Source organism: Streptomyces sp. NPDC008163, from assembly GCF_042956885.1.
GTDB lineage: Bacteria > Actinomycetota > Actinomycetes > Streptomycetales > Streptomycetaceae > Streptomyces > Streptomyces drozdowiczii_A.
Genome location: NZ_JBIBHG010000002.1, coordinates 606,499 through 617,209, shown reverse-complemented (window position 1 = coordinate 617,209; position 10,711 = coordinate 606,499). Strand labels below are relative to the sequence as shown.

Here is a 10,711-nt window from a genome sequence, read left to right as displayed (position 1 = left end):
CCTGCCGAAGCAGGCCGGGGTATCAACATATCTGGCGTTGACTTTTGGCACGCTGTTGAGTTCTCAAGGAACGGACGCTTCCTTTGTACTCACCCGCAGAACATTTTCTGGGGCTTTCCTCCGGGCGCTTCCCTTCGGTCTTGCGTTTCCGACTCTATCAGACTCTTTCGTGTCCGAATTCCCAGTCGAAGCGGGTCTTTCTTTTGCCTTTCGGCGTGTCCACTACTTTAGCGGCTTCTCCCGTTTACTCATAATCGAGTCAGCGGGACGGAATTCCGGCATGCCGAAACTCGCACCCTCTGGGGTGAGTCGTAGGTAGTGGTTGGCCGCTTCGGGTCTGCGCGGCTCACGATCCGAAGGACCGAACCAACAGCTGTACCCGTGTCAAGCGACTCGGACTACATTAGGGGGGCCGTCCGGGCGAGTCAAGTTGACCTGCGGCGCGGCACATAGGCGCGATACGGGCTCACCGTGGGGTCTCCGTCGATCCAGAACCGCCACGGGTGCACCGCCCCGTCCCCGCCCACTCCGGTCCGCGGTCCGTTCCGCACCTGGTCACGAGGGGGCGGGGTGCCGTGGAACACGGAGAGCTCGGCGCCCTCGTGAGCGATGACGTCGGTGCCGTCCAGTGCGCGGGCGATGTCCAGGGCCGTCGCGAGGCGCGCCGGCCCTTTGGCCAGTTCTCGGTCGTTGCGGGCCGAAAACCGACGTTTGCGTGTCAGCTCCGCGCCCTCCAGGATCTCGCCGGCCCGGAGCAGCACCCCGCTCGCCCTGCCCTCGGGGCCGCACACCAGGTTCATGCAGTGCCACATGCCGTACGTGAAGTAGACGTAGACGTGGCCCGGCGGCCCGTACATCGCGTCGTTCCGCCGTGTCCGGCCCCGGAAGGCGTGCGAACCCGGGTCGATCTCACCGGCGTACGCCTCCACCTCCGTGAGGCGCAGGGCGATCGGGCCCTCGGGCGTGCTGCGTACCAGGGTTCGGCCGAGGAGGTCGGGTGCCACGTCCAGTACGGGGCGGTCGAAGAAGTCCCGCGTCAGCGGCGTACGGTCCGGGCCATCGATCATGAGGTTCGAGGTTACCGGGAACCGACTACGGTCGTCGCGCGTATGTAGGGGTCAGGACCTAGGAGGAGAAAACATGGGCTTCAAGCGGCTGCTCGCGAGCATGGGTGCCGGCGGCGCCTCGGTGGAGACCGAGCTGAGCGAGGTCAACGTCGTCCCGGGCGGCGTCGTCCAGGGCGAGGTGCGCATCCAGGGTGGCTCGGTCGACCAGCAGATCGAGGGGCTCTCCGTGGGCCTCCAGGCCCGGGTCGAGGTCGAGGGCCAGGACGACCAGGAGTACAAGCAGGACATCGAGTTCACCAAGCTGCGCGTCGGCGGTGCCTTCCAGGTCCAGGCGGGCGCGGTGCACGTGGTGCCGTTCGGCCTGGAGATCCCCTGGGAGACTCCGATCACCATGTTCGCCGGTCAGCACCTGCACGGCATGAACATCGGCGTGACCACCGAGCTGGAGATCGCGCGGGCGCTGGACTCCGGCGACCTCGACCCGATCAACGTGCACCCGCTGCCGGCCCAGGAGGCCATCCTCGACGCCTTCGGCCAGCTGGGCTTCAGCTTCCGCAGCGCCGACATGGAGCGCGGCCACATCCGCGGTACGCGGCAGCGGCTGCCGTTCTACCAGGAGATCGAGTTCCACCCGCCGCAGCAGTACCGGGGGCTGAACCAGGTGGAGCTGTCGTTCGTCGCGGACGACCGCGAGATGGACGTCATCCTGGAGATGGACAAGAAGGCGGGTCTGTTCAGCGAGGGCAGCGACTCGTACCGCGCGTTCAAGGTCGGTCTGCACAACTTCCAGGAGACCGACTGGGCGGCTTATCTGAACCAGTGGCTGGCGCAGGTCGGCGGTCAGCGCAACTGGCTCTAGGGTCGGAGAGGTCATCCGACGTAGCCGACAGAAAGGTGCTGACGTGACCGAGCCGAAGAGGGCGCCGCTGCCGCACGACTTCCATCCGGAGGTGCCCTCGTTCACCGTGGTGAGCGAGGACATCGCCCCGGGGGCCGTGCTCTCCGACGCACAGGTGTACGCGGCGGGGAACACCTCGCCGCAGCTGCGGTGGGAGGGCTTCCCGGCGGAGACGAAGAGCTTCGCCGTGACGTGCTTCGACCCGGACGCGCCCACGGGCAGCGGGTTCTGGCACTGGGTGCTCTTCGACATCCCCGCGTCCGTCACGGAGCTGCCGGCCGGCGCGGGCGGTGCGAAGGCCGAGGGACTGCCCGCCGGTGCCGTGCACGCGCGCAACGACTACGGGACCAAGGACTTCGGCGGTGCCGCGCCGCCGGCGGGCGAGAACCACCGCTATGTGTTCACCGTGTACGCGGTGGACACCGAGAAGCTCGGTCCCGACAGCGACACCCCGCCCGCGGCGGTCGGGTTCAACCTCCGGTTCCACACCCTGGGCCGGGCCCAGCTGGTCGCCGAGTACGCGGAGCCCGCCGGGAACGCCTGAGCACCAAAACGTCCGCATCCGTTTGCCCTGCCCTGGTCTTGGAGAGATCAGGGCAGGGCATTTTTTAATGCGTTGTCCACCACGGCGTGCCGGGGCCAGAGTTGTTCCGGGCCTGCCAGGGGGCGGCCGGCACACGGGAGGTGGGCGCGATGCGGGACACGCTGGTGCTGAACGCGAGCTTCGAGCCGCTGTCGACGGTGACGCTGAACCGTGCGGTGGTGCTGATTCTTCAGGACAAGGCCGTCGTCGAGCAGTCCCACCCCGGCCTCCGGATGCGCGGCGCCGCTGTGGACATCCCGGTGCCGCGTGTGATCAGGCTCTGCCGGTACGTACGGGTGCCGTTCCGAAGACAGGCGCCGTGGTCCAGGAGGGGCGTCCTGGTCCGGGACCAGCACCGGTGCGCGTACTGCGGGAAGCGGGCGAGCACCGTCGACCACGTGGTACCGAGGGCCCAGGGCGGGCAGGACACCTGGCTGAACACGGTGGCCTCCTGCGCGGAGGACAACCACCGCAAGGCTGACCGTACGCCGGAGCAGGCGGGAATGCCGCTGCTGCGGAAGCCCTTCGTGCCCTCCCCCGCGGAGGCGATGCTGCTGGCGCTGGGGGCGGGCGACCGCTCGGCGCTGCCGGAGTGGCTGGCGCGGTCCGCGGCGTAGCCGCCGTACGTCCGACGATGTGAGCGAGGCCCGTCTTCCCGGGGGAGGCGGGCCTCGGCCGTTCAGCGCAGCAGCAGCTGGACGATGGCGGCCGTTCCGACCGCGACGATGAGGGCGCGCAGCAGGGTGGGGCTGAGGCGGCGGCCGACCTTGGCGCCGATCTGGCCTCCGATGGCGGAGCCCACCGCGATCAGGACGACGGCGGTCCAGTCGAAGTCGGCGACGAAGAGGAAGAACAGCGCGGCGATGCTGTTGACGACGGCGGCGAGGACGTTCTTGACGGCGTTGAGGCGCTGCATGGTGTCGTCCACCAGCATGCCCATGAGGGAGAGGTAGATGATCCCCTGGGCCGCCGTGAAATAGCCGCCGTAGACGCTGGCGAGGGTCAGACCGATGTAGAGCAGCGGGCCGCCGTCGGGGTGGGCGGGTGCTCCGGTGCGGGCGCGCCGGTCCTGGACGGCCTTGCTGATGCGCGGTTGCAGGATGACCAGGACGAGGGCGAGGGCGACCAGGACCGGGACGATGGTCTCGAAGGCCGTGGAGGGCAGGGCCAGGAGCAGGGTGGCTCCGGTGAATCCGCCGATCAGGGCGCCCACGGTGAGTTTGAGGACGCGGGAGCGCTGGCCTTCGAGTTCCTTGCGGTAGCCGACCGCGCCGCTGATGGAGCCGGGGATCAGGCCGAGTGCGTTGGAGACGGTGGCGGTGACCGGGGGGAGGCCGGTGGCGAGCAGGACGGGGAAGGTGATGAGCGTCCCGGAGCCGACGATCGTGTTGATCGTGCCGGCGCTGATCCCCGCGGCGAAGACGGCGAGCATCTCCCAGATCGACATGGCGTATCCCCCGTGCATGAGCGGTGCTTGGTGCACCGATCATGCACGGGGGGTGTACACGTCAGTCGACCGGGGGTTCCTCGCGTCGTTCCTTGCCGGTGTTGAAGCCGGGTGCGCCGCCGCCGAGGTTGCCGAAGGCGCCGCTGAGGCCCTTGAGGGCGTCACCGATCTCGCTGGGAACGATCCAGAGCTTGTTGGCGTCGCCCTCGGCGATCTTCGGCAGCATCTGGAGGTACTGGTACGACAGGAGCTTCTGGTCCGGGTCGCCCGCGTGGATGGACTCGAAGACCGTACGGATGGCCTGGGCCTCGCCCTCCGCGCGCAGGGCGGCGGCCTTGGCCTCGCCCTCGGCGCGCAGGATCGCGGACTGCTTCTCGCCCTCGGCGGTGAGGATCGCGGACTGCCGGGTGCCCTCGGCCTGGAGGATGGCGGCGCGCTTGTCGCGGTCGGCGCGCATCTGCTTCTCCATCGAGTCCTGGATGGAGGTGGGCGGCTCGATCGCCTTGAGCTCGACGCGGTTGACGCGGATGCCCCACTTGCCGGTGGCCTCGTCCAGGACGCCGCGCAGGGCCGCGTTGATCTCCTCGCGGGAGGTGAGGGTCCGCTCCAGGTCCATGCCGCCGATGATGTTGCGGAGCGTGGTGACGGTGAGCTGCTCGATGGCCTGGATGTAGCTGGCGACCTCGTACGTCGCTGCCCGGGCGTCGGTCACCTGGTAGTAGATGACGGTGTCGATGTTGACGACCAGGTTGTCCTGGGTGATGACGGGCTGCGGCGGGAAGGGCACGACCTGTTCGCGCAGGTCGATCCGGTTGCGGATCGAGTCGATGAACGGGACGACGATGTTCAGGCCCGCGTTGAGGGTGCGGGTGTAGCGGCCGAAGCGCTCCACGATGGCGGCGCTGGCCTGGGGAATGACCTGGATCGTCTTGATCAGGGCGATGAAGACGAGCACCACCAGAATGATCAGGACGATGATGATCGGTTGCATCGTTTCCTCGTGCCCTTCGGTTGATGATCGTCATCGAGTCTGACAGAACGCGCCTTGGTGTGGGGGCAGTTCGGTCACATGACGACGGCCGTCGCGCCGTCGATGTCCACGACGTCGACCTGTTGGCCCGGCTCGTAGCTGAATCCGGGGTCGAGGGCGCGCGCCGACCAGACCTCGCCCGCCAGTTTGATGCGGCCACCGCCGCCGTCCACCCGTTCCAGGACGACGGCCTGACGGCCCTTCAGGGCGTCGATACCAGTGGCGTGCACGGGCGCCCGGTCCGCGCGCTGCCGTCCGGCGATCACGCGTACCACGGCCGTCAGCGCCACCGAGACGATGACGAAGACCAGGACCTGGGCGACGATTCCGCCGCCGAGGGCCGCGACGACCGCGGCGGCGACGGCCCCCACGGCGAACATGCCGAACTCGGGCATCGCGGTCAGGACGAGCGGAATGCCCAGTCCCACCGCGCCGATCAGCCACCACACCCACGCGTCGATGTCCACGTGGTCATCGTAGGACCGCGCGCACCCCAAGGACAGGGCGCGACCGGGCAGAACGCCCGCTATCGGGCGGGGTTGAGGGGCGTCTCGTCGTGGCGCGCCTGGATGCGGGCGATCACGCGCTCCCGTCCCAGGTCCCGGGCCCGGCGGAGCTTGGCCTCGGCCAGGAACACGGGAGCGTAGAGCAGCCAGCCCCACAGGCTGAAGTCCAGCACCCCGCTCCACACCAGTGCCTTGTTCAGGGCGAACGATGCCGCGAACGTCAGCACGTACGCCTCGACCCGGTGCGCGAGAAGCAGGCGCAGTGGTGCGTTCCGGGCGCCCTGAAGCAGCTCGACGGCCGCGGCCGTTTCGGCGGCCCGCAGGTCTTCGCCGGTGTCCTCGGCGGACTCGCCCCGGGCGGCCCGTCGGAGCGCGTCGGTGACCAGCACGCTCTGCTCCGCCGCAGCCGCGTGCTCGGCCTGCCCGCGAGCGGCTGCCACGTACAGGTCGTCCCAGTAACCGCGACCGGCCCAGCCCGTCGCGTCGTCGACCCGCTCGCGCTCGGGTGACCCGGGCGGGGCCGACTCCTCGATTCTTTCCCGCAGAACCGCCGCACGGCGCGCCCGCCCCGGGAAGTCGAAGGTGTCCGAGCGGAGGCACAGCTCCAGATACGACACCATGAGCCCGAGGTCGTCCTCCGCCAGCGCGAGGCCCTTGCGATAGGCCGTCTCGGCCTCACGGTCGTGGTCGTCGTCGTCCTCCGCGGCGTGCGCCTGCCCGAGCCAGCGAAAGAGCGCCGGATCCGGTCCGCACTCGTCGAGCCCCGCCTCCGCGGTCTTCCTCACGGCCGCGTAGCCACCCACTGCGAAGAGCTCCGAGCAACGCGCCACGTACTGCTGCTGTTCCATACCCCACCCCGGACGTACGAGCCGTCACCCTCTGATGTGCTCGGCGCCGCTCTAGCCGAGCGGCAGGCCGCGGGCGGTGTAGCGGTCGCCCTGGTGCTCGACCACGAGGGGCAGGCCGAAGCAGAGGGAGAGGTTACGGGAGGTGAGCTCGGTCTCCATGGGTCCGGCGGCGAGCACCTTGCCCTGGCGGATCATCAGGACGTGGGTGAAGCCGGGCGCGATCTCCTCGACGTGGTGGGTCACCATGATCATGGAGGGTGCGTACGGGTCGCGGGCCAGCCGGCCGAGGCGGCGGACCAGGTCCTCCCGGCCGCCGAGGTCGAGACCGGCGGCGGGCTCGTCCAGGAGGAGGAGTTCGGGGTCGGTCATCATGGCGCGGGCGATCAGGGTGCGCTTGCGTTCGCCCTCGGAAAGGGTGCCGAACTTGCGGTCGAGGTACTCGGTCATGCCGAGCCGGTCGAGGAAGGCGCGGGCGCGGTCCTCGTCCACCTTGTCGTAGTTTTCGTTCCAGGTGGCGGTCATGCCGTAGGCGGCGGTGAGCACCGTCTGGAGGACCGTCTGGCGGCGGGGCAGCTTGTCGGCGAGGGCGACGCCCGCGATGCCGATGCGGGGGCGCAGGTCGAAGACGTCGGTGCCGACGCCGCCGAGCTTCTCGCCGAGGACGCTGACGCTGCCCTTGGTGGGGAAGAGGTAGCTGGACGCGATGTTGAGCAGGGTGGTCTTGCCGGCGCCGTTGGGGCCGAGGATGACCCAGCGCTCACCCTCCTTGACCGACCAGGAGACGTCGTCCACCAGAGCGCGTCCGTCGCGGACCACGGATACGTCCACCAGCTCCAGTACATCGCTCATGAGCGCGTTGTCTCCCCATGCAGTGTCGAGATCGTCGCGTGCCTGTGGGCACAGCTCCCAGGGAAAACCTACGCCACCGCGCGAGTGCCGACGGCGCTGGGCCCGCCGTCGCGGACCCGGCCGTGATCGGCGGGGCACCCCCTAGGCTGTCCGCATGCTTTCGGAACCACGTTCAGGGCTGCTGGCCGCCTGGGGGAACGCGTTGCTGGCGGGGCTCGTGTCGCCGGACGACGCGGCGCTCGCCATCGTCGGGGAGGACGCGGTGCACCGCGTCGAGGGGCTGCCGGGTGAGGCCGCTCCGGTCGGGCTGACGTTCGCTCTGGGGCGGCTGCGGGCGCTGGGGGTGAGCGGCTTCCGGGTCGCGCTTCCGGTGCCCGGGCATCCGCTGGGGCTGAGCGGTCCGGCCGATTTCAACGCCCGGGCCCTGGAGGCGGAAGAGGCCGTGGTGACCCACGGCGCCCCGTACGGGCTGGTGCCCGAGGTGCGTGAGGCGGGCCCGGCCGGCGATGTGCACGTGGACGTGGTGTGGCACTGCCTGGCGGTACGGGAGGCCCCGCCGGCCGACGTGCCCTCGCTGGGCGAGGCGGAACGGGAGCTGGCGGAGGCGCTGCGGGACGCGACGGCGGTGCTGTCCCGGCTCGACGTGGCCGGTTCGGGACCGGTGGCCGAGGCGGCGGTGGACGCGTACCGGGCGCGGGCGGAGCGGGGGCGCGAGGTGCTGGCCCCGGGCTATCCGCCGAGGGCGGTGCGGGTGCTCGAACTGGCCCAGCGGGTCGGCCTGCTGATCTCGGTGGCGTACGAGAACGGCCACGGCGGCGCGGTGAGCGCGTCGGAGATGGCGGCACGGGGCGAGGCGCTGCGGCCGGTGGAACGGGTGGCCCGGCGGGCGCAGGTGGCGGCGTACAACGCGTATGTGGAGGAGCGGGCCAGGTAGGGGCGCGAGCGCCCCGGGTCGGCGGGAGCGCGTTTGGCCGGGACGGCCGGAGCGGGAGCGCGTACGGGCCGGGACGGCCCGAGCAGCAGTCGAGCGCTCCGGGGCCGCGGCGGCAGCGCCTGCGGGCGCGACCAGCCGGAGCGCTCGGAGCGCGTACGGCCGACCCGGCGGCGCGTGCGCCCCGGGGCGCCGGAACGGCAGCGCGTACGGGCCGGGGGCCGGAGCGGCAGCGCATCCCCGCCCTGCGTACGCAGCAGCTCCGGCCCGAATCGGGACGCCCGCACTGAACGGGGGCGGCGGCCGGGGCCCGGGCCCTGTCGGTCGGGCCGGGTCACGGCGTGGAGCCGGCCCGGCTCCCCCTCAGCCCGCCGCTCCGTGGCGGACCGCCCAGAGCGCTGCCTGGGTACGGTCGGCCAGGTCGAGCTTCATGAGGATGTTCGAGACGTGGGTCTTGACCGTCTTCTCGGACAGGACGAGGGCCCGCGCGATCTCGCGGTTGGACCGGCCGTCGGCGATCAGGCCGAGCACTTCCCGCTCGCGTTCGGTGAGGGTGCTCCCCCGCCCGGTGCCCGTGCCCGGCTCGTCCTGGGCGAGCAGGGCCCCGGCCACCTCGGGCTGGAGCAGGACGTGCCCGGCGTGCACGGAGCGGATGGCACCGGCCAGGGCGTCCGGGTCGACGTCCTTGTATACGTAACCGGACGCGCCCGCGCGCAGGGCGGGGACGACGGTGCGCTGCTCGGTGAAGCTGGTGACGATCAGCACCTTGGCCGGGTTCTCCAGCTCGCGGAGGCGCCGCAGCGCCTCGATGCCGTCGGTGCCGGGCATCTTGATGTCCATCAGTACGACGTCGGGCCGCAGCTCCTCCGTCCTGGCCACGCCCTCCGCGCCGTCGGCGGCCTCGCCGACGACCTCGATGTCGTCCTGGATCTCCAGGAACGTGCGCAGGCCGCGGCGGACGACCTGGTGGTCGTCGACGAGCAGCACCCTGATGATCCTGTCAGCCACCGGGGATCTCCATCTCGATCGTGGTGCCCTTGCCGGGCTCGGATTCAACGGTGAGGCGGCCACCGACGCCGCTCGCGCGGTCCCGCATCGAGACCAGGCCCAGGTGGCGCCCGGCCCGGCGGGTGGCGTTGGGTTCGAAGCCCCGGCCGTCGTCGGTGATCCGCAGCACCGTGGCACCGTCGCGACGGGCGAGGGAGACGTCGACGTGGCCCGCTTCGGCGTGGCGCAGGGCGTTGTGCAGGGCCTCCTGGGTGACCCGGAGCAGCGCTTCCTCCTGGGCGGCGGGCAGGGCCCGGACGCCGGCGCTGCCGAAGGTGACCCGGGCGGTGTGGGCCCGGTCGAGGACCTGGACCTGGGTGCGGAGGGTGGCGACGAGGCCGTCCTCGTCCAGGGCGGCCGGGCGGAGCTCCACGACGGCGGCGCGCAGTTCGTCCACGGCCTCGGCGGCGAGGGCGGCGACCTGCTGGAGCTCGCCCTTGGCGCGGACCGGGTCGCGGTCGACCAGGGCGGCGGCGGCCTGGGCGGTGAGCCGGAGGGAGAAGAGCTTCTGGCTGACCGCGTCGTGCAGCTCGTGGGCGAGGCGGGAGCGCTCCTCCGCGATGGTGAGCTCGCGGCTGCGTTCGTAGAGGCGGGCGTTGGTGAGGGCGATGGCCGCGTGCTGGGCGAGGATCGAGAGCAGTTCCTCGTCCTCGGCGCCGAAGCCGCAGACGCCCTCGGGCTTGGGGCACCTCTTGTTGGCGAGGAACAGCGCGCCGATGGTCTCGTCGCCGTCCCGGATGGGCAGGCCGAGGAAGTCGGACATGTCGGGGTGGGCGCTGGGCCAGCCCTCGAAGCGGGGGTCCTTGCGGACGTCGGCGAGGCGCTCGGTCTTCCCGCCGTGGAGCATCGCGGCGAGGATGCCGTGCTGCCGGGGCAGCGGGCCGATGGCCTTCCACTGCTCGTCGCTGACGCCGTCCACGACGAACTGGGCGAAGCCGCCGTGGTCGTCGGGGACCCCGAGGGCGGCGTACTCGGCGTCCAGGAGTTCGCGGGCCGAGGCGACGATCGTCTTCAGGACGTCCCGTACCTCCAGGTGGCGGCTCATGGCGAGCAGCGCGGCGCTGACGGCGGCGAGGCCGGAGGGGGGTCGGTGGCTCATGCGCCTCACCGTACCGGCGGGTTCCGTGCCCCGTATCGGACCGGAGGCGGCCGGGGACCGGGGCCGAGGGCCTAGGACCTGCGGCCGGTGTCCTGCGGGCGGGGCCGGGAGCGGCTGCCCGAACCCGCTCCGGAACGTCGCATTCCGCATTGCTCCAGCAACGCATGGTGAGACTGTTACCCGCCCGATGTGAGGCCGGGCATAGGGCCCACGTCACTTACGAAGCCACCTAGTGGACCGAAAAGGGCGATTTGGTGTGCGATGACCTGGGTGCGAACCGGGCAAACCGCCCACCATTCCACTACCTGGCTTCGTACGTCACACCTTTGCCACGGCATTTTGCCGCCGCTAAGAATTGAGCTCGTCCCCGACGGAGATGCGTAGTCGCTCCCGTCTTCGTCCTCCG

Annotated in this window: 12 protein-coding genes; 4 read left to right on the top strand and 8 right to left on the bottom strand. The window is 70.8% G+C overall.

Annotation, left to right across the window (positions count from 1 at the left end; translation table 11 throughout):
* Positions 1 to 425: 425 nt before the first annotated feature.
* Entirely contained in the window at positions 426 to 1,067 is a 642-nt protein-coding gene (locus ACFZAT_RS07900) for a DNA-3-methyladenine glycosylase (RefSeq protein ID WP_391261625.1), read from the bottom strand.
* A gap of 73 nt (positions 1,068 to 1,140) precedes the next feature.
* On the opposite strand from ACFZAT_RS07900, the gene ACFZAT_RS07895 reads away from it, so the two are divergent.
* The 3 genes from ACFZAT_RS07895 to ACFZAT_RS07885 all read left to right on the top strand — a co-directional run bounded on the left by ACFZAT_RS07895 (position 1,141) and on the right by ACFZAT_RS07885 (position 3,165).
* On the top strand, positions 1,141 to 1,926 hold the full coding sequence (locus ACFZAT_RS07895) for a sporulation protein (RefSeq protein WP_391261622.1): 786 nt from the start codon (positions 1,141 to 1,143) through the stop codon (positions 1,924 to 1,926).
* A 43-nt stretch (positions 1,927 to 1,969) separates the two neighbouring features.
* On the top strand, positions 1,970 to 2,509 hold the full coding sequence (locus ACFZAT_RS07890; RefSeq protein WP_391261619.1) for a YbhB/YbcL family Raf kinase inhibitor-like protein: 540 nt from the start codon (positions 1,970 to 1,972) through the stop codon (positions 2,507 to 2,509).
* A gap of 149 nt (positions 2,510 to 2,658) precedes the next feature.
* Positions 2,659 to 3,165 carry an HNH endonuclease gene (locus ACFZAT_RS07885; protein ID WP_164401000.1) on the top strand — a complete coding sequence of 169 codons (507 nt, stop codon included), beginning with the start codon at positions 2,659 to 2,661 and terminating at the stop codon, positions 3,163 to 3,165.
* 62 nt (positions 3,166 to 3,227) lie between these two features.
* On the opposite strand, the gene ACFZAT_RS07880 is transcribed toward ACFZAT_RS07885, so the two are convergent.
* From ACFZAT_RS07880 to ACFZAT_RS07860, 5 genes are all read right to left on the bottom strand, one after another.
* Positions 3,228 to 3,995, bottom strand: a complete 768-nt coding sequence (locus tag ACFZAT_RS07880; protein ID WP_391261615.1) for a TSUP family transporter — start codon at positions 3,993 to 3,995, stop codon at positions 3,228 to 3,230.
* Positions 3,996 to 4,056: 61 nt separating this feature from the next.
* On the bottom strand, positions 4,057 to 4,986 hold the full coding sequence (locus tag ACFZAT_RS07875) for an SPFH domain-containing protein (RefSeq protein WP_073968441.1): 930 nt from the start codon (positions 4,984 to 4,986) through the stop codon (positions 4,057 to 4,059).
* Between the two features lie 74 nt (positions 4,987 to 5,060).
* Positions 5,061 to 5,492, bottom strand: a complete 432-nt coding sequence (locus ACFZAT_RS07870) for an NfeD family protein (RefSeq protein WP_391261612.1) — start codon at positions 5,490 to 5,492, stop codon at positions 5,061 to 5,063.
* A 59-nt stretch (positions 5,493 to 5,551) separates the two neighbouring features.
* Positions 5,552 to 6,379 carry a hypothetical protein gene (locus tag ACFZAT_RS07865; protein WP_391261610.1) on the bottom strand — a complete coding sequence of 276 codons (828 nt, stop codon included), beginning with the start codon at positions 6,377 to 6,379 and terminating at the stop codon, positions 5,552 to 5,554.
* Positions 6,380 to 6,430: 51 nt separating this feature from the next.
* Complete coding sequence (locus tag ACFZAT_RS07860; protein WP_073968440.1) at positions 6,431 to 7,228, bottom strand: ABC transporter ATP-binding protein; 798 nt, start codon at positions 7,226 to 7,228, stop codon at positions 6,431 to 6,433.
* A 154-nt stretch (positions 7,229 to 7,382) separates the two neighbouring features.
* Here ACFZAT_RS07860 and ACFZAT_RS07855 point away from each other — a divergent pair, with 154 nt between their 5' ends.
* Positions 7,383 to 8,162, top strand: coding sequence for a hypothetical protein (locus ACFZAT_RS07855; RefSeq protein ID WP_391261606.1), 780 nt, complete (start codon positions 7,383 to 7,385; stop codon positions 8,160 to 8,162).
* A 360-nt stretch (positions 8,163 to 8,522) separates the two neighbouring features.
* Here ACFZAT_RS07855 and ACFZAT_RS07850 read toward each other — a convergent pair whose 3' ends face one another.
* Both ACFZAT_RS07850 and ACFZAT_RS07845 read right to left on the bottom strand, forming a co-directional pair.
* A complete protein-coding gene (locus ACFZAT_RS07850) occupies positions 8,523 to 9,167 on the bottom strand; it encodes a response regulator transcription factor (protein ID WP_073968438.1) in 645 nt (214 codons plus the stop codon).
* A complete protein-coding gene (locus ACFZAT_RS07845; protein ID WP_391261603.1) occupies positions 9,160 to 10,305 on the bottom strand; it encodes a GAF domain-containing protein in 1,146 nt (381 codons plus the stop codon). The genes ACFZAT_RS07850 and ACFZAT_RS07845 overlap by 8 nt, the downstream gene beginning before the upstream one ends.
* Positions 10,306 to 10,711 lie beyond the last annotated feature (406 nt).